This is a genomic window from Histidinibacterium lentulum (assembly GCF_003789055.1).
Classification (GTDB): domain Bacteria; phylum Pseudomonadota; class Alphaproteobacteria; order Rhodobacterales; family Rhodobacteraceae; genus Oceanicola; species Oceanicola lentulus.
This window is the reverse complement of record NZ_ML119082.1, coordinates 79,516-99,898: the sequence shown is the minus strand read 5'-3', so window position 1 is coordinate 99,898 and position 20,383 is coordinate 79,516. Positions and strand designations below refer to the sequence as shown.

The following is a 20,383-nucleotide window of genomic DNA, read 5'->3' as shown; positions in this document are numbered from 1 at the left end:
GACGAAACGCGCGGCGCCAGAAGGGGAGGGAATGCGGCATGGCCAGCAAGCTCACGACATCGAACCGCGCCGGCTGGCTCTTCGCCGGCCCCGGGTTCCTGCTGATCGCGACCTTCATCATCCTGCCCTTCTTCTTCGCCTTCGGGCTGTCGCTCACGAACCAGCGGCTGATCTCGCCCAATCCCACCGAGTTCGTGGGCCTCCAGAACTACAGCGACATGCTCAGCCTAGCGGTCATCGACCTCGACCCCGAGCGGGACGAGGCCGGCGACATCCTCCGCGACGACACGGGCGCCATCCAGTACCCCCGCGTCCGCGACATCACCCGCTCCGACGACTTTCCCCAGTATCGCGGCATGCGCGAATGGTTCCGCTGGCAGTCGGGCGACACCGCCCGCGTCGTCGTCGCCTCGGACGTGGTGTTCTGGAAGGCGCTGACGAACACGCTCCTCTTCGTGCTGATCGTGGCTCCCACACAGGCGGGCCTCGCCCTGTGCCTCGCGCTGCTGATCAACCAGAAACTGCGCGGCATAAACGTCTTCCGCGCGATCTACTTCATGCCCGTCGTGGTCTCCATCGTCGTGGTGTCGCTGCTCTGGCGGTTCATCTACGACGGCGACGACGGACTTCTGAACAACATGCTCGCCTTCCTGACCTTCGGCGCCTTCGAGGGTCGGGACTGGCTCGGAAACCCCGACACGGCGCTGGGCGCGATCATGGCCATGTCGATCTGGCAGGCCGTGGGCTTTCACATGGTGATCTGGCTCGCCGGGCTGCAGACCATCAGCCCCACACTCTACGAGGCCGCCGACATCGAGGGCGCGTCGGCGTGGCAGAAGTTCCGCTATGTGACCTGGCCCGGCCTCAGGAACACGGCCGTCCTGATCCTGATCGTGATCACCATGCAGGCCTTCGCGCTTTTTGCGCAGATTGACGTGATGACCAACGGCGGGCCGCTCGACTCCACCCAGACGCTGGTCTTCCAGGCGGTGGAACGGGGCTACGGCAGACAGGACATCTCCGGCGGGTCCACGATCTCCGTCATCCTCTTCCTTCTGGTGCTGACGATCTCGCTGATCCAGCGCTGGCTGACCCGGGAGCGCTGAGCCATGGCCACCATCAACCCCGACAACCACGGCCTGCGCCTCGCGGTGCGCTATGCGGTCCTGATCCTCATCGCGGCGATCTTCGTCCTGCCGCTCCTCTTCATGGTGATGTCGAGCTTCAAGCCGACGGGGCAACTGCTGTCCCACACCTCGTCGCTGCGCGCCTTCCTGCCGGTGGGCGACCTCAGCCTCGACAACTACCGTGCCGCCTTCCAGCGCGCGCCGGTGGGGCTCTTCGTCTTCAACTCGGTCCTCGTCACGGGCGTCACCGTGCTCCTCAGCCTTGTCGTCTGCTCGCTCGCCGCCTTCAGCTTCGTCTACCTGCGCTGGAGGGGCCGCGAGCTGATCCTGTCGATCATCCTCGCCACCCTCATCGTGCCCTTCGAGACCATCGCCATCCCGCTCCTGCTGCTCGTCTCGCAACTGCCGTGGATCGGCCTCGACGGCATCGAGACGACCTGGCTCAACACCTACCGGGTGCAGATCATCCCCTGGGTCGCGGACGGGCTGACGATCTTCCTCTTCGTGCAGTATTTCAAGGACCTGCCCGGCGAACTGATCGAGGCCAGCCGGGTGGAGGGCGCCTCCTGGTTCCAGATCTACTGGCGCGTGGTCATGCCGCTCGCCGGCCCCGTCATCGCCACCGCCGCGATCCTGAAGTTTCTCGTCATGTACAACCAGTACCTCTGGCCGCTCATCGTGGTGCAGCAGGAACAGTACCGTCCCGTGATGGTCGGCCTGCAGTACTTCTTCCAGCTCGATACCGCCTGGGGGGAGATCATGGCCTACCTCACCATGATCACCGTCCCGGTGCTCGCCTTCTACCTGGTCCTGCAACGGGCCTTCATCGCCTCCATCGCCTCGACCGGCGTGAAAGGATAAATCACATGGTTCTCGCCCTCGAACACGACTGGATCTGGGATTCGTGGTACGTCCGCGATCGCGATCTCTGGCACGGGTTCTTCCTCAAGGCACCGAAATCCCTCGGCGATCCGCACCTGCGACACTTCAATGTGAGCTACGGCCACGCCACCAGCCATGACCTCGTGACCTGGGAGCATCTGGGCACGACCTTCCAGCCCGTGGAAGGCCCCGCCTGGGACGACTACACCACCTGGACCGGCTCCATCGTGAAGGGCCCGGACGGGCTCTGGCATCTCTTCTACACGGGCGCGCGGAAATCGGAGGAGGGGCTCTACCAGCGCATCGGCCACGCCACCTCGGAGAACCTGCACGACTGGACCCGCGTGGGCGACGGCCTCTGCCTCGACCTCGTGGGGCCGACGGCGGAGCACTACGAGGCCGACCACGCCACCAGCGTGTGGCACGACCGCGCCATGCGCGACCCCTGGGTCATGAAGGACCCCGAGGGCGAGGGCTGGCTGATGTTCTTCACCGCCCGCGCGCCCGGGATCGCCGAGGCCAACGCCGGCGGCGCCATCGGCTTCGCCACCTCGCCCGACCTTTTCGAGTGGACGCTCCAGCCCCCCGTCTTCACCGGCGGCTACGGTCAGCTCGAGGTGCCGCAGGTGTTCCAGGCCGGCGGCAAGTGGTTCTGCCTCTTCTGCACCGCGGCCGAGCATTTCTCGAAGGAGCAGGCCGAGGCCACCGAGGGCGGCCCCGTCACCGGCAACCATTACCTCATGGCCGACAGTCCGCGCGGGCCGTGGCGCATAGCACCCGGCTTTCTCGACGGAGCGCTGCCCTGCCGCCGCTATGCCGGGCGGATCGTGCAGACCGACGACGGCATGGTGATCATGGGCTTCGCCGACCATCCCGACGGCACGACCTTCGTGGGGCATGTGATGGACCCCGAACCGGTGGAGCTGACCGGAGACGGTCTCCTGCGGGTCGTCCCCGCGCGACAGGCAGCGGAGTAGCACAATGGCGGACGTCAGGCTGAAGAACGTGACGAAGAGCTTCGGCACGGTCGAGGTGATCAAGGGCGTCGACATCGACATCGAGGACGGCGAATTCGTCGTCTTCGTCGGCCCCTCGGGCTGCGGGAAGTCCACGCTCCTGCGGATGATCGCGGGGCTCGAGGACATCACCGCTGGCACGCTCGAGATCGGGGGCCGGGTCGTGAACGACATCCAGCCGCGCGAGCGGGGCGTGGCCATGGTCTTCCAGTCCTACGCCATCTTCCCGCACATGACCGTGCGCGAGAACGTGGCATTCGGGCTGACCATCGCCGGGGCCTCCAGGGCGGAAAAGGAGAAGAAGGTCGCCGAGGCCGCGCGCATCCTGCAGATGGAGCATCTTCTGGACCGCCGCCCCTCGCAGCTCTCGGGTGGCCAGCGCCAGCGCGTCGCCATCGGCCGCGCCATCGTGCGCGACCCCACCGTGTTCCTGTTCGACGAACCGCTGTCGAACCTGGACGCGGCGCTGCGCATGGACATGCGCATGGAGATCGGCAAGCTGCACCAGACGCTGGGCGCCACCATGGTCTACGTCACCCACGACCAGGTCGAGGCGATGACGCTCGCCGACAAGATCGTCGTGCTGAGGGGAGGGGAGGTGATGCAGGTGGGCTCCCCCATGGACCTCTACCACCAGCCGGCGAACCTCTTCGTCGCGGGTTTTCTCGGTTCGCCCTCGATGAATTTCATCGAGGTCTCGGTGACCGAGGTCTCGAACGGCATGGCCCGTGTCTCCGCGCCTGCGCTGGAGCCCATCACCGTCGCCACGAAGGGCCGCGATCTCGTCGCCGGCGGCAAGGGCATCCTCGGCGTACGGCCCCAATACCTCCATCCCACCCGGGACGAGGAAGGGATGCTCCACGGCACCGTCGCGCTGACCGAACGGCTGGGGGCCGAAACGGTGATCGACGTCACGCTCCGCGACGGCTCGAAGCTCATCGCCACCGTGGCAGAGGACAAGGTCTTCGAGCGCGGCCAGCCCGTGGGCTTCGACTTCGATCCCGCCGAGGCGCATCTCTTCGCCCCCGAGACGGAGGCGGAGCTCGCCCCGCATTGAGCGCGGCAGACGACCGCGCGCCCTTGGACAAGCCCTGCGCACCGGCTACCCTATGCGCAACGCAGAACAAGGGAGTCCCGCGATGGAGAAGTTCGGCAAGTCCCAGCCGGTGAAGCGGTTCGAGGATCAGCGTTTCCTGACGGGTCACGGGCGGTATGTCGATGACATCGCCCCGAAGGGCGCGCTCTTCGGCTACGTCCTGCGCTCGACCGTCGCCCATGGCGAGATCACGACGCTCGATGTCTCCGCCGCGCGCGAGGCCGAGGGCGTGCACCTGGTGCTGACGCTGGCGGACCTCGAGGCCGAGGGCATCGAGGTCGGCATGGACAGCGACCCCATCGACACCGTGGATGGCGGTGAGGGCGCGCAGCCCGAACGCCCGATCCTCGCGCGCGATCGCGTCCGCTTCGTCGGAGAGCCCATCGCCTTCATCGTGGCCGAGACGCTGGCGCAGGCCAAGGACGCGGCCGAACTGATCGAGGTCGAGATCGACGACCTGCCCGTTCACATGGCGCTGGTCGAGGGCGGCGAGGCGATCCACCCCGAGGCGCCCGGCAATCTGGCCTTCGAATACGGCAAGGGCGACCGGGAGGCGACCGAGGCCGCCATTGCTGCCGCGACCCATGTCGTGACCGTCGACGTCGAGGACAACCGGGTCATCGTCAATTCCATGGAGCCGCGCGGCTGCTTTGCCGAGCTCGACGGCAACCGCCTGCATTTCTGCGTGAACGGGCAGGGGGTCTGGGGCACGAAGAAGCGGCTGGCGCGGATGCTGGGCCTCGACCGCGCGGACGTGCGGGTGACGACGCCCGACGTGGGCGGCGGTTTCGGGATGAAGGGCTTCGACTACCCCGAGTATATCCTCACCGCCCAGGCCACGCGGATGCTGGGCAAGCCCGTCCGCTGGACCGCCGACCGGACCGAGTCGATGCTGTCGGACAACGCGGGCCGCGACCTTGTCTCCACCGCGACGCTCGCCTTCGACGCCGATCTGCGGCTGACCGCCTACAGGGTGGAGAGCATGGCCAACCAGGGCGCCTACAACTCCGAATTCAGCCAGCACATCCAGACCGAGCTCTTCTCCAAGGTCATGCCGGGGGTCTACGACATCCCCACCGCATGGCTCCATGTGAAGGGCATCTACACCAACACCACCCAGACCGACGCCTATCGCGGCGCAGGCCGGCCCGAGGCGATCTTCGTGCTCGAACGCGCCATGGACCACGCCGCCCGCGAACTCGGTGTCGATCCGCGCGATCTCCGCCGCCGCAACTTCATCCCGCCCGCGAAGTTTCCCTACACCTCCGCGACCGGCGTCACCTACGACGTGGGCGATTTCGACAAGGTCCTGACCCGGACCGAGGCCGAGGCCGATCTCGCGGGTTTCGCCGCCCGCCGCGAGGCCTCGCAGGCGCAGGGCCTCCTGCGCGGCCTTGGGCTCTGCTACTACATCGAGAGCATTCTCGGCGACAAGGACGAGCGGGTGAAGGTCGTCTTCGAGGAGGACGGCGGCGTCGCGCTCTACGTCGGCACCCAGTCGAACGGGCAGGGGCACGAGACGGTCTATGCCCAGTTCCTCGCCGACCACACCGGCATCCCCGCCGACCGCATCCGCGTCGTGCAGGGCGACAGCGACCTCATCGCGCGCGGCGGCGGCACCGGCGGCTCCCGCTCGGTGACCACGCAGAACAACGCCACGCTGGTGGCCGTCGGCACCATGAAGACCCGCTTCGCCGCATTCCTCGCCGAGGAGAACGGCGTCGATGCCGCCGAGGTGAGCTTCGACGACGAGACCTTCCGCATCCCGGGCTCGAACCAGACGCCCACCATGCTCGAGGTGGCGGAACTTGCCCGCGGGAAAGGCCGCGAGGATCTCCTGACCATCGCCGAGACCGGCGAGCTGGAACAGATGTCCTTCCCCAACGGTTGCCATGTCGCCGAGGTCGAGATCGACCCGGAGACAGGCGTCACGAAGGTGGTCCGGTACACGGTGGTCGACGATTTCGGCAATCTCATCAACCCCATGCTGGCCGAGGGCCAGGTCCATGGCGGCGTGGCCCAGGGCATCGGCCAGACCATCACCGAACGCGTGGTCCACGACGAGACCGGCCAGCTCCTGACCGCGAGCTACATGGATTACGCCATGCCGCGGGCCTACGACATGCCGTGGATCACGTTCCATTCGGAACCCACGCCCTCCGTGAACAACCCCATGGGCATGAAGGGCTGCGGCGAGGCCGGAACCGTGGGCGCGCTCGCCGCGGTGTCGAATGCGGTGCAGGATGCGCTCTGGGACCTCGGCGTGCGCGGGGTGCAGGCGCCCTTCACGCCGGAACGGGTCTGGCGGATGCTGCAGGAGACACGCCCGGGTGCCGCTGCGTGACCGCCTCCTTGCGCTCCTCGGACGCCGGCCCGTCCGGGCCGAGGGGCGCGGGCGCCACCGGGGCGCCGCGGTCCATGTGGTGGTCCTCGACGGGACCATGTCGTCCCTCGCGCCGGGCTTCGAGAGCAACGCCGGGCTGACGTACCTGCTGCTCCGCGAGGCCGGTCTTTCGGCCAATCTGACCGTCCATTACGAGGCGGGCGTGCAGTGGCGCGACTGGTCCTCGGCCCTCGACGTGGCGGCGGGCCGCGGTATCAACCGGCAGATCGAGCGGGCCTACGGTGTGCTCGCCTCCCGCTACCGGCCCGGCGACCGGATCTTCCTTCTGGGCTTCTCCCGCGGCGCCTACGCGGTTCGGGCGCTGGCGGGGGTGATCGACCTCGTGGGCCTCGTCCGCACCGAACATGCGACCGTCCGCACGATCCGGCAGGCCTGTCGCCACTACCGCTCCGGCGCGCGCGGTCCCGTGGCCGAGGCGTTCCGGCGGCGCTTCTGCCATCCCGAAGTCCGGATCGAGGCGGTGGGGGTCTGGGACACCGTCAAGACGCTGGGCCTTCGCCTGCCGGGTCTCGGGACATGGATCGACCCCAAGCACCGGATGCACAACCAGTTTCCAACCGCCGTCGCGCGCCACAACTTTCACGCCCTCGCCCGGGACGAGACCCGCGACGCCTATGCGCCGGTCCTGTGGCACACGCCGCCGGGCTTCCGGGGCCATCTCGAACAGGTCTGGTTCCGCGGCACCCATGGCGACATCGGCGGCCAGCTCGAAGGCTATGCCCCGGCGCGGCCCCTGGCGAACGTGTCGCTGGTCTGGATGCTCGACCGGCTCGAGGGCGCGGGCCTGCCGCTGCCGGCCGGATGGCGCGAACGATTCCCCGCCGATCCCGAGGCGCCGTCCCTGGGTCTCTGGCGCGGCTGGTCCAAGGTGCTCGTGTCGCGCCATGCGCGCGTCATCGGACGGGATCCTTCGGAACGGTTCCATGCCCCCAAGCCGGACCCCGACACGTCGGTCCCGGCCCACCCCGGTGGGAACGCCGCCGCCTGAGGCGAGGCGCCGTGTCGCCTCAGGCGACTTCCTGAAGCTGCGATTTCGGCGTGACGCCGAGCGCGTGGCACACGTCACGGGTCAGTTCGGGCTTGTTCAGCGTGTAGAAATGGAGCTGCTCCACGCCGCCGCGGATCAGTTCGTCGCAGAGTTCCGTCGCCACCACCGTGGCGAGCAGATCCGTCCGCCCGTCGCGCGCCGCCTTCTCGAAGGAGTCGCACAGCTCCGCAGGGATCGATGTGCCGCAGGAGGCAGCGAATTTCTGCACCCCCTTCCAGTTCTCCACCGGCAGGATGCCCGGCACGATGGGCGCGTCGATGCCCGCCGCGACGCAGGCGTCCCGGAACCGGAAGAACGTGTCCGCCTCGAAGAAGAACTGGGTGATCGCGCTGGTCGCTCCCGCGTCGATCTTGCGCTTGAGCCAGGCGACATCGGCCGTGGTATCGGCGGCCTCCGGATGCTTCTCGGGATAGGCGCCCACATGCAGGTCGAAGGCGTTCATCTCCGCCAGCGCCTCGATCAGCTCCACCGAGCTCGCGAAGCCGTCGCGATGGGCGGTAAACCCGCCGGAGCCCTTCGGCGGGTCGCCGCGCAGCGCCACGATGCCCTTCACCCCCGCCTCGGCATAGCCGCGCGCGATCTCCAGCGTCTCTTCGCGGGAGGCGTCGACGCAGGTGAGATGCGCCGCAACCGGCAGGCCCGAGGTCTTGTGGATCGCGGAGACCGCCTCGTGGGTCAGCTTGCGCGTGGTGCCGCCCGCGCCATAGGTCACCGACACGAAGCGCGGATCGAGCGGCGCCAGGGTCTGAACGGTTTCCCAGAGCCGGAACGACGCCTCGAGCGTCTTGGGCGGGAAGAACTCGAAGGAGACGGCTGGGGCGGGCATGGGGCACCTCGGGCGAAGGGATGCTGCGGGATCTCTGTCTTGCCCTCCCTTGTCTCATGGTCCGCGACGTGAGACAAACTCATGTTCTTCACGACGATCATGAGTTCGGTTCGGGAAATGCATATCGAGTTCCGACACCTCCGCACGATCAAGGCGATCAACGACACCGGAGGCCTCGCGCGCGCCGCCGAGAGGCTCAACATCACCCAGTCGGCGCTGAGCCACCAGATCAAGGGGATCGAGGAGCAGGCCGGGGTCGAGCTTTTCGTGCGCCGCTCGAAGCCGCTGAAACTGTCGGCCGCGGGCCAGCGCCTCCTGGCCGCCGCCGAAGACATCCTGCCCCGGGTCGCGGCGCTCGAAGCGGAATTCGCAGGGCTGGTGCAGGGCTCGGCGGGACGGCTCCATATCGCCATCGAGTGCCATGCCTGTTTCGAATGGCTGTTCCCTGTGCTCGAGGGCTTCCGCAAGGCCTGGCCCGACGTGGATGTGGACATCCGCCCGGGCCTCGCCTTCGACGCGCTGCCGGCGCTCGATCGGGAGAAGGTCGATCTCGTGGTCTCCTCGGACCCAGAGAACCTGCCGGGGATCACCTTCACGCCGCTCTTCGACTACGCGCCGGTCTTCGTCTGCTCGTCCGCCAATCCACTGGCCGCGAAGTCCTTCGTGGAGGCGGAGGATTTCCGCGACCAGACGCTGATCACCTACCCCGTGGACCGTTCCCGTCTCGACGTCTTCACAGAGCTTCTGACCCCGGCGCGGGTGGAGCCCGCCGCGGTGCGCCAGGCGGAATTGACGGCGGTGATCCTGCTCCTCGTGGCCTCGAACCGTGGCGTCGCGGTTCTGCCGGACTGGGTCGTGCGCGAGGTGCGGTACAATTCCGATTATGTTACCCGCCCGCTCACGGCGACGGGCGTCACGAAGCGGCTCTATGCGGCGACGCGGACGGAGGATGTCCCGAAGCCCTACATGGCCCACCTGATCCGCCTCGCCCGCCAGGAGGCAGTCAAGCTCCAGCGCGGCTGAGAGGTTTCGCCGGGCCTTCGGCCCGGCGACCCGCCGGAGGGGCTCCGCCCCTCCGGACCTCCCCGGAGTATTCCCGGCCAGATGAGCAGGGGGCGGGGCGCAATATGGGCTTATCTTGTCTTTCATAATTATTTCAATGGCTTGATGGGGCGTCCACGTGTGGACGCCTCGGCGCCCGCCCCTTGCCAGTCCGGCCTTGCGCCGTTAGAGGAACCCGCCCGCCCCGCCTGTCAGGAGCCACCCCATGGCCTTTTCCGCGAACATGACCGTGATGCAGCAGACCGCCCGCAAGGCCGCGCGGGGGCTGCTCAAGGATTTCGCCGAGGTGGAGAACCTCCAGGTCTCGGCCAAGGGGCCCGGCGATTTCGTCACCCGCGCCGACCGGCAGGCCGAGAAGCTGATCCGCGAGGCGCTGAAGGCGGCGCGGCCGACCTACGGGTTCTTCGGCGAGGAGGGCGGCGAGGAGCCGGGCGAGGACCCGACCCGGCGCTGGATCGTCGATCCGCTGGACGGGACCTCGAACTACCTGCACGGCCTGCCGCACTGGTCGATCTCCATCGCGCTGGAGCACAAGGGGCAGATCGTCTCGGGCGTGGTCTACGACCCGGTGAAGGACGAGATGTTCCATGCCGAGAAGGGCGAGGGGGCCTGGATGAACCGCGCGCGCCTGCGGGTTTCGGGGCGGACGCGTCTGATCGAGAGCCTGTTCGCCACGGGTCTTCCCTTTGGCGGGCGCACGGACCTGCCCGAGAGCCTGCAGGACCTTGCGCGGCTCCTGCCCGCCACCGCCGGGGTGCGGCGCTGGGGCTCGGCGGCGCTCGACCTCGCCTATGTCGCGGCGGGGCGGTTCGACGGCTACTGGGAGCGGCGCCTGAACCCCTGGGACAGTGCCGCAGGCATCGTGATCGTGCGCGAGGCGGGCGGGTTCGTGGAGGCGATCACGCCCGATGCGGACGTCTTCGAGGACGGCACGCTGATCTGCGCGGGCGACGGGGTGTTCTCGAAGTTCGCGGCCGTCATCCGGAACGGCTGACCGGGGTCAGCGGCGCCGGCGGACCGTCGGGACGCGGCTCGACTCGAACCGGTAGCGGGCCTCGGGGTGGGGCGGATGGCCGTTCACGGCGTCCCAGTAGCGCGGCCCGCCGCGACGCAGCCAGAGCGGGACGACCATGGCGAGCCCCGCGACGAAGCCGCCGGCATGGGCCCAGTAGGCCACCCCGCCGCCGTCGAGCGGCGTGCCGAGGCCGCCCCCGATCTGCAGGGCGAACCAGATCATCAGCATGATCCAGGCGGGGATCGGGATGATGCGGATGAAGAAGATGATCCAGATCAGCACGTCGACCCGCGCCTTGGGGAACATCAGGAGATAGCCGCCCATGACGCCCGCGATCGCGCCCGAGGCGCCGACCATGGGGATCTGGCTGAAGGGTTCGGCGATATACTGGAAGAAGGCGGCGCCGAAACCGGCGAGAAGGTAGAAGACGATGAAGCCGACGTGGCCCATCTCCTCCTCGAGGTTGTCGCCGAAGACCCAGAGGAAGAGCATGTTTCCGGCGAGGTGGAGCGGGCCGCCGTGGAGGAACATGTGGGTGAGAAGGCCGGTGAGGCCCTCGCCGTTCGAGACGAGGGCCGGGACGAGGGCGTAGTCGTAGTAGAACTGGCCCTGGGGCATCCCGTCGGGGACGAGGAGGAAATCGTAGAGAAAGACCGCCACGTTGATCGCGATGAGGGCGAAGACGACGACGGGGGTCTTCTCTGACGGGTTGTGGTCTCGGATCGGAAACATGCCCGATAGGTGCCGGGCCGGCGGGCCGGGTCAAGGGGGATTGGCCGGGCGTGGCGGCGTTACACGATGTAACGCTTCGTAAGCTATTGATTTGAATAATTTATTTAGAGAGCGACTTTTCGGGTGCGCGGCGCGCGGTGCGAGGCGGGCGGCCTCAGGCGGCGGCGGGGGGACGGGTGGAGACCTCGGCGAGGAGCTGGGCGTTGCCGCCGGCGGCGGTCGTGTCGATGCAGACGTGACGCTCGTGGCAGGCGTGTCCCGTGTCGGGCGCACCGGTCACGAGCGGTACGAGGGGACCGGGCCGGGCGGCGAGGGCGCGCTCCATGGCGCGGGCCTCGGCCTCCGGCCCCCACCAGAGCACGCCTGCAAGGGACGGAAGGCGGGTCAGGGCCTCGGGGGCCAGATGGCCCTCCGCCGCCACCGCGATGCCTCCCAGGGCGCGGATCGCGGTGGCCTGGGCATTGGCGGCCTCCGCCCCCGGGCCGAGGCAGAGAAGCGGTCCGCGGGCGGCGAGCGTGAGGCGGTTCGATTCGCCCGTGGGACCGGGCAGGTCCAGCACCGGCCCCTTGCCCTGGGGCCGCGTGGCGACGAGGGCTTCGGCAAGGCGGTCCGGATCGTCCGGGCGGGTCCAGGCCTCGCCCTGCATCGGCGCGGGCGCGGGGCGGAAGCGGGCGAGGTAGTGCGGACCGCCCGCCTTGGGCCCGGTGCCGGAGAGACCCTCGCCACCGAAGGGCTGACTGCCCACGATGGCGCCGATCTGGTTGCGGTTCACATAGGCGTTCCCCACCTCGATCCGGTCCATGACCTGCTGCACGCGGTCGTCGATGCGGGTGTGCAGGCCGAAGGTGAGCCCGTAGCCGGTGGCGTTGATCCGGTCGATGACGGCGTCGACCTCGTGCGCCCCGAAGGTGGCCACATGGAGCACGGGGCCGAAGATCTCCCGCTCGAGATCCCCTATGCCGCCGACCCTTATCAGGGCCGGGGCGACGAAGGTGCCGGTGCCGGGGACGGGGGTCTCGTGCAGGAGGCGGCCCTCGGCGCGGGCGGCGTCCACATGCGCGCGGATGCCCTCCTGCGCCTCGGCGTCGATCACCGGGCCGAGGTCGGTCTCGTGCTCCCAGGGATCGCCGGCGATCAGCGTGTCCATGGCGCCCTTGAGAAGCTCGATCAGGGCCGGCGCGATGTCCTTCTGCACATAGAGGCAGCGCAGGGCGGAACAGCGCTGGCCCGCGGACTGGAAGGAGGAGGCGAGGATGTCGCGCACCGCATGTTCGGGCAGGGCGGTGGAATCGACGATCATCGCATTGAGCCCGCCGGTTTCGGCCACGAGCGGCGTGCCGGGGGGATGGGTTTCGGCAAGGCTGGTGCGGATGCGCCGGGCGGTGTCCGTCGAGCCGGTGAAGGCGACCCCCGAGAGGCGGCCCGAGCCGGTGAGGGCGGCGCCCACGGTGCCGTCCCCGGGCAGGAGCTGAAGAGCGGTGTCGGGCACGCCCGCCCCGTGCATCAGCGCGATGGCGCGGGCGGCGACGAGGGGCGTCTGTTCGGCGGGTTTCGACAGGACCGCGTTGCCCGTGGCGAGGGCCGCGGCGATCTGGCCGGTGAAGATGGCGAGCGGGAAGTTCCAGGGGCTGATGCAGGCCCATGTGCCCGGCGCGCCGCCGTCGTCGCTGGCGCGAACGGCGTAGTAGCGCAGGAAATCGACGGCCTCGCGCAGTTCGGCCACGGCATCGGGGAGGGACTTGCCCGCCTCGCGGTGGAGGATGGCGAAGAGCTCGCCGGCATGGGCCTCGTAGGCGTCGGCCACGGCGTCGAGGGTGGCGCGGCGGGTTTCGGGCGGGGCTGACCAGGGGGTCGCGGCGTCGAGGGCGCGTTGCACGTCGGCTTCGTCGGCCCAGCGGACCTGTCCGACGATGTCGGAGGGATCGGCGGGGTTTTTCACCTCGAGCGGCGCGTGTTCATCTTTTCTTGAGTATTTTTGGCCAGATGAGGAGGGGGCGGCGGTCCACCGGGTCCGGCGGTGGGCGCCCCGGGCGGCGTCGAGGGCCTCGAGCGTCGGGCGGTGGGTCAGGTCCCAGCCCCGGGAGTTGGGGCGTTCGGGGTGGAAGAGGTCGGTGCCCCTCCGCAGGGGCGCGGCCCGGCCGAGGGCGTCGAAGGGATCGGCGGCGACGGTCTCCGGCGGGACGGTCTCGTCCACGATCTGGTTGACGAAGGAGGAATTGGCGCCGTTCTCGAGAAGGCGGCGGACGAGATAGGCGAGAAGATCGGCATGGGCGCCCACGGGGGCGTAGATGCGGTGCCGCGTACCGTGATCCTTGCGGACGATCTCGTGCAGGGTCTCGCCCATGCCGTGCAGGCGCTGGAATTCCCAGGCCGTGGGGGGCAGGCCCTCGGCCATGTGCAGCACGGCCGCCATGGTATGGGCGTTGTGGGTGGCGAACTGCGGATAGAGCCGGTCCGTGAGGCCGAGCAGCTTCTTCGCGCAGGCGATGTAGCTGACATCCGTGGCGGCCTTGTCGGTGAAGACCGGGAAGGCGTCGAGCCCCATGACCTGGGCGCGCTTGATCTCGGTGTCCCAGTAGGCGCCCTTGACGAGGCGGACCATGATGCGGCGGTCCTGCCGCCGGGCAAGGTCCGCGGCCCAGTCGATGGTGTGGCCGGCGCGCTGGCCATAGGCCTGCACCACGATGCCGAAGCCCTGCCAGCCTGCAAGGCGGGGATCGGCGAGGGCCGCCTCGATCACGTCGAGGGACAGGGCGAGGCGGTCGGCCTCCTCTGCGTCCACGTTGAGACCCATGCCGGCCTCTGCGGCGGCGGCGCAGAGATCGGCGAGGCGGGGGGAGAGTTCTGTCACCACGCGGGTGCGGCGGGCCTCCTCGTAGCGGGGGTGGAGCGCGGAGAGCTTCACCGAGATGCCGGGGTTCGCGGCGATGTCGCCGTGGGTCGCGGCGGCGGAGATCGCGTCGATGGCGCGGGCGTAATCGGCGGCGTAGCGGTGGGCATCGGCCCAGCTGCGCGCGGCCTCGCCCAGCATGTCGTAGCTGTAGGTGTAGCCCTTCGCCTCAATCTTCGAGGCGCGGTCCATGGCGGCCTCGATGTCCTGGCCGAGGACGAACTGGCGGCCCATCTCGCGCATCGCCCGGCCCACGGCGCTGCGGATCACGGGCTCTCCGAGGCGTTTGACGGCGCCGCGGAGGGCGCGGAAGGGCGCTGGGCGGTCCTCGTCCAGCACGCGGCCCGTCAGCATCAGCGCCCAGGTGGAGGCATTGACGAGGCTGGAGGAGGAGTGGCCGAGGTGGCGGCCCCAGTCCGAGGGCGCGATCTTGTCCTCGATGAGGGCGTCGATCGTGGGGGCGTCGGGCACGCGCAGCAGCGCCTCGGCGAGGCACATGAGGGCGATGCCCTCGTCGGTGGAGAGGCCGTATTCGGCGAGGAACACCTCCATCAGGCCGGGGCGGGACGTCGCGCGGATGCGGCGGACGAGATCCGCGCCGCGGTCCGCGATGCGGGCGCGGTCCTCGGGGGACAGGGCGGCCTCGGCGGCGAGGCGCTCGAGCGTGGCGCGCTCGTCCGCGTAGGTGGCGGCGTCGAGGCGCGTGCGGAGGTCGGGGCTGTCGTCGCGGGGCATGGCGGGCTCCTGTGGGGGTTGCGTGACTCTACACCGGAACCGGCGGGACATTCGACGGGAAGCAAGGTATTCGAAGGACGATGTCCTTGATTGGCGGCATGGAGCGGGACGATGGATGACGGGAGCGGGCTCGACCGGTTCGACAGGGCGATTCTCGAGGTGCTGGCGGTGGAGGGGCGGATCAGCCTCACGGAACTTGGGCGCCGGGTGGGCCTGACGAAATCGCCGGCACAGGCGCGGCTGAAGCGGCTGGAGGCGGCGGGGGTGATCCGCGGATACCGGGCGCTGATGGATCCGATCCGGCTGGGGCGGGATCACGTGGCCTTCGTCGAGGTGAAGCTGACGGACACGCGGGAGGCGGCGCTGGCGGCGTTCAACGCGGGGGTCCTGGCGATCCCCGAGGTGGAGCAGTGCCACCTGATCGCGGGGAATTTCGACTACCTGCTGAAGGTACGGACGCGCTCGATGGCGGACTACCGGCGGGTCCTGGCGGAGCGGATCTCGGCGCTGCCGCACCTGGCGCAGACCTCGACCTACGTGGCGATGCAGGCGGTGAAGGAGGAGGGGTTCACGGCGACGTGACTTGGCGGGGGCGCAGGGCGGCTGTCACGCTGCGTCCCATGAAACCGGTCCTGCTGCTTGTCCCCGTCTTCGCCCTGGGCGCCGGCCTCGCGGCGGCCCAGGAGACTTGTCCCGATCCGCCGGATCATGCCGCGGAACTCGAGTCGATCCTCGCCGAGATTCAGGCCGCGCCCGACGAGCGCACCGCGCGGATCCTGTCGGACGATCTCTGGGCGCTCTGGACCGACGCGCCGGACGCTGAGGCGCAGGAGCTGCTGGACCGGGGGATGGCGCTGCGGGAGAGCCATGCCTTTCTCGAGGCGCGGGAGGTGTTCGACCTCCTCGTGGACTACTGTCCGGACTACGCGGAGGGCTACAACCAGAGGGCCTTCGCGAGCTTCCTCCGCCGGGACTATGGCGCCGCCCTGTGGGATCTCGAGCGGACGCTGGAGCTGAACCCGCGCCATGTGGGGGCGCTGTCGGGCAAGGCGCTGACGCTGCTCGGCATGGGGCGGATGGAGGAGGGGCAGGCGGCGCTGCGGGCGGCCCTGGCGCTGAACCCCTGGCTGTCCGAACGCGCCTTGCTGCGGGAGCCCCCGGGTGAGCCGATCTGAAGGATGACGTGGCGTAATTCTGCCAAGGAGGGGGCGGCCCCGTGCGTCAAGGCAAGCGACCACACCCGAAACCGCCGAGGACCCCGCCATGATCCGTCGTACCGCCCTGACCGCCCTTGCCGCCGCAGCCGCGGCCTCTGTCCTGTGGAGCGCAGAGCTGCGCGCCACGTCCGAGCCCTTCGAGGCCCCGACCGCCGGAACCTGGCAGATCGACCAGATCGACGGCGCGCCGACGATCCCGTCGTTCGAGGGTCGGTTGCCTCATCTGACCCTGACGGAGGACGGGCGCATCGCGGGCAGCAGCGGCTGCAACCGGTTCATGGGCCAGATCACCGTCGAGGCCGACGCACGGGTCGAGATCGGGCCGCTCGCGTCCACGATGATGGCCTGCTCCGACCCGCTGATGGCGCAGGAGCAGGCACTCTTCGCGGCACTCGAGTCCGCACAGGCAGCGGGGCTCGTGTCGGAGGGGGTGCTGCAGATGCTGTCGGGTGGCCGGGTCGTGCTGCGCGGCACGCCGATCCCGGATCCGGATGCCGAGTGATCGCCTTGCCCGCCCGGTGCCCGAGGCGCTAGAGAGGCGGCACCCGGGCCCATACTCCAACCGGTAGAGAGAAGGGACTTAAACTCCCTACAGTGTCGGTTCGAATCCGACTGGGCCTAGGGTCATTGCGAATGGGGATTGCCGGGCTTGTCCCCGGCTTGCGGGCCATGGGGCGTGCCGGGCCGAGGCCCGGCCTACAGTGAGGTTTGCCGGGCTTGTCCCCGGCTTGCGGGCCGTGGGCGTGCCGGGCCGAGGCCCGGCCTACAGTGAGGTTTGCCGGGCTTGTCCCCGGCTTGCGGGCCATGGGGCGTGCCGGGCCGAGGCCCGGCCTACAGTGAGGTTTGCCGGGCTTGTCCCCGGCTTGCGGGCCATGGGGCGTGCCGGGCCGAGGCCCGGCCTACAGTGAGGTTGGCCGGGCTGAAGCCCGGCCTGCGGGGCCGGGGGTCAGGACCCGCCGTCGATCAGGCCGGCGGCATAGGCGATGGCGCGCTGGTAGTTGCCGCTGTCGTTCCAGGCCGACAGGACGCCGAAGTTCGCCGTGCCTTCGCTGTAGGGCTGGCCCGCGCGCCAGCCGTTCGCCCGCAGCATGTTCGCGGCGGTCGCCAGCGCGTCGGCGACGTTGTTGGGGTCCCTGCGGCCGTCGCCGTTGGCATCGACGCCGAAGCGGACCCAGTTCCCGGCGAGGAACTGCATGTGGCCGAGCTCGCCGGACGGGCCGCCGCGGCTGTTGCCGGTGATCACGCCCTGGTCGACGAGCTGGAGCGCGGCGAGCGCGTCGTCCTCGAACCGGGGGTGACGGCGGCAGTAGGAGGCGAGGGTGACCGCACCGCCGACGATGGGCGTGTCGCCGGTGAAGCCGCCCCAGGAGGTCTCGTAGCCCCAGATCGACACGAGGATCGAGCCCGGCACGCCATATTGACGCTCGATCGCGTCGAAGAAGGCGCGGTTCTGGTTCAGGCGCTGCTGCGCGCTGGAGACGAAGGAATTGACGCTGGCGAAGCGCGCGGTGAGGAACTGCTCGGGGCTGCGATAGCGGGTGCCGGACTGGGACGACGGATCGCTCTCGAACCGCCAGGTGATGCCCGAAAGCTGTGCCGCATCGAGCGCCTGCAGCCCGCTCGGGCCAATGCCTGCCGCTGCCGCCTCCTGCCTCAGGGCCTGCTTGTAGGCCCCGAACTGACCCTGGCTGGTGATGCAGGGTGCCGCCCCCGCGGCGGATGCGGATATCAGGGCAATGGCGATGGCGGCTTTTCGCATTGTGGTCTCCAGTCATACGAAATCATCGGACGCTAGCATGGGTTGGCGCCTCGATCCAGCATACCCATGTGTACGCGCAATGCGACAGGAGGGTTTCAGGATCGGACGCCGCGGCATCCTGCGGCTGGGCGCTGCGGGAGCGGTGGGGCTCGGCGCGAGCGGGGTCGCGGGCTACCTCTTCGGCCAGGCCACCGCGGAGGAAACGCCGCCGCCGCTCGTCCTGACGGAGGAGGAACGCTCGACCATCCAGCTTTTCCAGGCGGCGCGGGAGGCGGTGGTCGCGATCTCCACGGCCGACCGGGTCGTCGATCCCTGGACACGGCGCAGCTACGACCAGCCGGCCGGCACCGGGTCGGGCTTCATCTACGACACGGCGGGCCACATCGTCACCAACGATCATGTGATCCGCGGGCGCTCCTCCGCCACCGTCGCGCTGGCCGACGGGAGGAGCTTTCCGGCGCGACTCGTTGGGCGGGATCCGGCCAACGATCTCGCGGTGCTCCGGATCGAGGGGAGGGAGCTGCCGGCGCCCCTGCCCATGGGCCATTCCCGCGATCTGCAGGTGGGGCAGGAGGTGCTGGCGATCGGCAATCCCTTCGGGCTGGACTGGACGCTGACCACGGGCATCGTCTCGGCGCTCGACCGCGAACTGCCGGGTGAGCGCGGCACGATCCGGGGGCTGATCCAGACCGATGCCGCCATCAACCCGGGCAATTCCGGCGGTCCGCTTCTCGACAGCGCGGGGCGGATCATCGGGGTCAACACGGCGATCTTCTCGCCGTCGGGGGCCAGCGCCGGGATCGGTTTCGCCGTGCCCGTGGGCACGGTGCGGCGGGTGGTGCCGCAGCTGATCGAGACCGGGCGCTATCGTCCGCCCGGCATCGGGATCGAGGTGGATGCGCGGGTGAACGCGGCGGTGAACCGGCAGGGGCTCGACGGCGTGCTGATCCTCGGCCTGCGGCCCGGCGGCCCCGCCGCTCGGGCCGGGCTCGAGCCGGCGCGGATCGACCGGGCGGGGCGGATCGTGCCGGGGGATGTGATCGTCTCGGTCGATGGCGAGCCGGTGCGGACGGTGGACGACCTTCTGGCGCAGTTCGACCGGCGCGCAGAGGGCGATGTCGTCCGGCTCATGCTCCGCCGGGGACGCGAGGAGCGCGCGCTGTCCATCGAGCTGGAACGGACGATCTAGGAGCGGCCGCACTCCGGTCTGCGCGCGGAGGAATAGCCCGGAGCTCTCCGCCGTCCGCCTGTGCCGGGTCACCGCCGCATGGCCGTCTTCCGGATCGCCGGCCGCCGGGCCGGGCTCGCGCCGCCGGAGAGGCGCGCAGGCGGTCACGGGCAGTCACGTCCGCTCCGGGAGCGTCTTGCAGGGGTCGCCTCGTCATGGCCAGATGTCCGGGCCCGGGAGACAGGCGGGCAGGACCGAAGAGGAGCGGACGATGCAGATACCTCCGGCCGACGACCGGCAGGTCTCCCTTTCGACCCTGCGCACCTGGTTCCTGGGGATCGTCGCGCTGGTGCTCGTGGGCTTCGCGCTGATCATGATGCGGCCGGTCATCGTGCCGGTCTTCCTCGCGCTCTTCATCACGCTGGTGGTCTCACCCGTGGAGCGGCGGATCGCCGATCTCGTGCCGCGCCATATCCGCTGGCCCGGCATCCTCGCGGCGATGCTGGTGATCGTCGCGGTCTTCGCGCTGTTTCTGGGGGCCTTCTGGGTCGGCGCCCGACGGATCGCCGGCGCCATCGGGGCGATGTCGCGGCGGATCGACGCGCTGGTGGGCGAGGCCGATCTCTCGGACTGGTCGGTCTTCGGCCGGGACATCGAGCAGTTGCTGAACCTCGTGGGGGACCGCGGCGTCAACATGCTGTCCTCCACCCTGACCCAGGTGATCAACCAGTCGGCGAGCACGGTGCTGACGCTGATCATCACGCTCTTCCTGACGCTGCTGATGCTGACCGAGGCGCCGCGGGCGGTCGCGAAGCTGCGGGCGGTCAGCGACGAGGAGGACAGCAGCCGCTGGCGCAGCGCCGTGCGCCAGATCGCGCGGAAGCTCCGGCTCTACCTGCTGGCGCGGGCGGCGCTGGGCCTGCTGACCTCGAGCCTCTACACGGCGTGGCTCTGGTGGTGCGACGTCGACCTCGTGCTTGTCTGGGCGCTGATGACCTTTCTCTTCAGCTTCGTGCCCAACATCGGCTCGGTGATCTCGTCGCTTCTGCCGGTGAGCTATGCCGCGCTGACCGGCGACGGGGCGAACCCGCTGGTGATCTTCGGCGGGCTCGTGGTCATCGAGCAGGTCCTTGGCAATTTCGTCGATCCGCATGTCCAGGGAAACCAGGTGTCGCTGGCGCCCATCGTGATCCTCGTGTCGGTCCTGCTCTTCGGCTGGATGTGGGGCGCCCTGGGGGCCATCCTCGGCGTGCCGGTGATGATCGCGGTAACCGTGGGCGCGGCGCATATGGGTCCGACCCGGTCGCTGGCGCTGTTCCTGTCGGACCAGACCACGCACGAGGGGCTGGACGCGGTCTGCCTCGAACGGGCGGACGCCGAACCGCGGACCGCCTGAGCGCGCGCCG

Annotated in this window: 17 protein-coding genes and 1 tRNA gene; 14 read left to right on the top strand and 4 right to left on the bottom strand. The window is 69.5% G+C overall.

Annotated elements, in window-relative coordinates; genetic code table 11:
- Window positions 1-38: 38 nt before the first annotated feature.
- The 6 genes from EAT49_RS03505 (at window position 39) to EAT49_RS03480 (ending at window position 7,513) form a co-directional block, all read left to right on the top strand.
- Entirely contained in the window at window positions 39-1,106 is a 1,068-nt protein-coding gene (locus tag EAT49_RS03505; RefSeq protein ID WP_123640919.1) for a carbohydrate ABC transporter permease, read from the top strand.
- Window positions 1,107-1,109: 3 nt separating this feature from the next.
- Window positions 1,110-1,988 (top strand): carbohydrate ABC transporter permease, encoded by an 879-nt coding sequence (locus EAT49_RS03500; protein ID WP_123640918.1) that lies wholly within the window; start codon window positions 1,110-1,112, stop codon window positions 1,986-1,988.
- 5 nt (window positions 1,989-1,993) lie between these two features.
- Window positions 1,994-2,986 carry a glycoside hydrolase family protein gene (locus EAT49_RS03495; protein WP_123640917.1) on the top strand — a complete coding sequence of 331 codons (993 nt, stop codon included), beginning with the start codon at window positions 1,994-1,996 and terminating at the stop codon, window positions 2,984-2,986.
- A 4-nt stretch (window positions 2,987-2,990) separates the two neighbouring features.
- Window positions 2,991-4,082 (top strand): ABC transporter ATP-binding protein, encoded by a 1,092-nt coding sequence (locus EAT49_RS03490; protein WP_123640916.1) that lies wholly within the window; start codon window positions 2,991-2,993, stop codon window positions 4,080-4,082.
- A gap of 82 nt (window positions 4,083-4,164) precedes the next feature.
- Window positions 4,165-6,465, top strand: coding sequence for a xanthine dehydrogenase family protein molybdopterin-binding subunit (locus EAT49_RS03485; RefSeq protein WP_123640915.1), 2,301 nt, complete (start codon window positions 4,165-4,167; stop codon window positions 6,463-6,465).
- Window positions 6,452-7,513, top strand: a complete 1,062-nt coding sequence (locus EAT49_RS03480; protein ID WP_246003752.1) for a DUF2235 domain-containing protein — start codon at window positions 6,452-6,454, stop codon at window positions 7,511-7,513. The genes EAT49_RS03485 and EAT49_RS03480 overlap by 14 nt, the downstream gene beginning before the upstream one ends.
- A gap of 19 nt (window positions 7,514-7,532) precedes the next feature.
- On the opposite strand, the gene metF is transcribed toward EAT49_RS03480, so the two are convergent.
- Window positions 7,533-8,399, bottom strand: coding sequence for a methylenetetrahydrofolate reductase [NAD(P)H] (gene metF / locus EAT49_RS03475; RefSeq protein WP_123640913.1), 867 nt, complete (start codon window positions 8,397-8,399; stop codon window positions 7,533-7,535).
- Window positions 8,400-8,516: 117 nt separating this feature from the next.
- Between metF and EAT49_RS03470 the strand changes: the two genes are divergently transcribed.
- Window positions 8,517-9,422 carry a LysR family transcriptional regulator gene (locus EAT49_RS03470; protein WP_123641344.1) on the top strand — a complete coding sequence of 302 codons (906 nt, stop codon included), beginning with the start codon at window positions 8,517-8,519 and terminating at the stop codon, window positions 9,420-9,422.
- A gap of 244 nt (window positions 9,423-9,666) precedes the next feature.
- Window positions 9,667-10,455, top strand: a complete 789-nt coding sequence (locus EAT49_RS03465) for an inositol monophosphatase family protein (protein ID WP_123640912.1) — start codon at window positions 9,667-9,669, stop codon at window positions 10,453-10,455.
- A gap of 6 nt (window positions 10,456-10,461) precedes the next feature.
- Here EAT49_RS03465 and EAT49_RS03460 read toward each other — a convergent pair whose 3' ends face one another.
- Together EAT49_RS03460 and putA are read right to left on the bottom strand one after the other, a co-directional pair.
- A complete protein-coding gene (locus tag EAT49_RS03460) occupies window positions 10,462-11,208 on the bottom strand; it encodes a rhomboid family intramembrane serine protease (protein ID WP_123640911.1) in 747 nt (248 codons plus the stop codon).
- A 154-nt stretch (window positions 11,209-11,362) separates the two neighbouring features.
- Entirely contained in the window at window positions 11,363-14,833 is a 3,471-nt protein-coding gene (putA, locus tag EAT49_RS03455; RefSeq protein WP_123640910.1) for a bifunctional proline dehydrogenase/L-glutamate gamma-semialdehyde dehydrogenase PutA, read from the bottom strand.
- 111 nt (window positions 14,834-14,944) lie between these two features.
- Here putA and EAT49_RS03450 point away from each other — a divergent pair, with 111 nt between their 5' ends.
- The 4 genes from EAT49_RS03450 (at window position 14,945) to EAT49_RS03435 (ending at window position 16,671) form a co-directional block, all read left to right on the top strand.
- Complete coding sequence (locus EAT49_RS03450; RefSeq protein WP_123640909.1) at window positions 14,945-15,415, top strand: Lrp/AsnC family transcriptional regulator; 471 nt, start codon at window positions 14,945-14,947, stop codon at window positions 15,413-15,415.
- 38 nt (window positions 15,416-15,453) lie between these two features.
- Window positions 15,454-16,008, top strand: a complete 555-nt coding sequence (locus EAT49_RS03445; protein WP_246003751.1) for a tetratricopeptide repeat protein — start codon at window positions 15,454-15,456, stop codon at window positions 16,006-16,008.
- Between the two features lie 88 nt (window positions 16,009-16,096).
- Window positions 16,097-16,552 (top strand): META domain-containing protein, encoded by a 456-nt coding sequence (locus EAT49_RS03440; protein WP_123640908.1) that lies wholly within the window; start codon window positions 16,097-16,099, stop codon window positions 16,550-16,552.
- A gap of 45 nt (window positions 16,553-16,597) precedes the next feature.
- Window positions 16,598-16,671: transfer RNA gene (locus tag EAT49_RS03435), tRNA-Leu, on the top strand.
- Window positions 16,672-16,996: 325 nt separating this feature from the next.
- Here the strand turns inward: EAT49_RS03435 and EAT49_RS03430 are convergent.
- The gene (locus tag EAT49_RS03430; RefSeq protein ID WP_123640907.1) at window positions 16,997-17,809 is read right to left on the bottom strand and encodes a lytic murein transglycosylase; all 813 of its coding nucleotides are present in this window, start codon (window positions 17,807-17,809) and stop codon (window positions 16,997-16,999) included.
- Between the two features lie 79 nt (window positions 17,810-17,888).
- On the opposite strand from EAT49_RS03430, the gene EAT49_RS03425 reads away from it, so the two are divergent.
- Entirely contained in the window at window positions 17,889-18,998 is a 1,110-nt protein-coding gene (locus tag EAT49_RS03425; protein ID WP_123640906.1) for a S1C family serine protease, read from the top strand.
- A gap of 250 nt (window positions 18,999-19,248) precedes the next feature.
- Entirely contained in the window at window positions 19,249-20,373 is a 1,125-nt protein-coding gene (locus EAT49_RS03420) for an AI-2E family transporter (protein ID WP_185020627.1), read from the top strand.
- Window positions 20,374-20,383: the final 10 nt, after the last annotated feature.

What these genes read in the sequence shown, in the direction of transcription:
- EAT49_RS03505 (WP_123640919.1), top strand. Translation starts at nt 39, where the DNA reads ATGGCCAGCAAGCTCACGACATCGAACCGCGCCGGCTGGCTCTTCGCC.
- EAT49_RS03500 (WP_123640918.1), top strand. Translation starts at nt 1,110, where the DNA reads ATGGCCACCATCAACCCCGACAACCACGGCCTGCGCCTCGCGGTGCGC.
- EAT49_RS03495 (WP_123640917.1), top strand. Translation starts at nt 1,994, where the DNA reads ATGGTTCTCGCCCTCGAACACGACTGGATCTGGGATTCGTGGTACGTC.
- EAT49_RS03490 (WP_123640916.1), top strand. Translation starts at nt 2,991, where the DNA reads ATGGCGGACGTCAGGCTGAAGAACGTGACGAAGAGCTTCGGCACGGTC.
- EAT49_RS03485 (WP_123640915.1), top strand. Translation starts at nt 4,165, where the DNA reads ATGGAGAAGTTCGGCAAGTCCCAGCCGGTGAAGCGGTTCGAGGATCAG.
- metF (WP_123640913.1), bottom strand. Translation starts at nt 8,399, where the DNA reads ATGCCCGCCCCAGCCGTCTCCTTCGAGTTCTTCCCGCCCAAGACGCTC.
- EAT49_RS03470 (WP_123641344.1), top strand. Translation starts at nt 8,517, where the DNA reads ATGCATATCGAGTTCCGACACCTCCGCACGATCAAGGCGATCAACGAC.
- EAT49_RS03465 (WP_123640912.1), top strand. Translation starts at nt 9,667, where the DNA reads ATGGCCTTTTCCGCGAACATGACCGTGATGCAGCAGACCGCCCGCAAG.
- EAT49_RS03460 (WP_123640911.1), bottom strand. Translation starts at nt 11,208, where the DNA reads ATGTTTCCGATCCGAGACCACAACCCGTCAGAGAAGACCCCCGTCGTC.
- putA (WP_123640910.1), bottom strand. Translation starts at nt 14,833, where the DNA reads ATGCCCCGCGACGACAGCCCCGACCTCCGCACGCGCCTCGACGCCGCC.
- EAT49_RS03450 (WP_123640909.1), top strand. Translation starts at nt 14,945, where the DNA reads ATGGATGACGGGAGCGGGCTCGACCGGTTCGACAGGGCGATTCTCGAG.
- EAT49_RS03445 (WP_246003751.1), top strand. Translation starts at nt 15,454, where the DNA reads ATGAAACCGGTCCTGCTGCTTGTCCCCGTCTTCGCCCTGGGCGCCGGC.
- EAT49_RS03440 (WP_123640908.1), top strand. Translation starts at nt 16,097, where the DNA reads ATGATCCGTCGTACCGCCCTGACCGCCCTTGCCGCCGCAGCCGCGGCC.
- EAT49_RS03430 (WP_123640907.1), bottom strand. Translation starts at nt 17,809, where the DNA reads ATGCGAAAAGCCGCCATCGCCATTGCCCTGATATCCGCATCCGCCGCG.
- EAT49_RS03425 (WP_123640906.1), top strand. Translation starts at nt 17,889, where the DNA reads ATGCGACAGGAGGGTTTCAGGATCGGACGCCGCGGCATCCTGCGGCTG.
- EAT49_RS03420 (WP_185020627.1), top strand. Translation starts at nt 19,249, where the DNA reads ATGCAGATACCTCCGGCCGACGACCGGCAGGTCTCCCTTTCGACCCTG.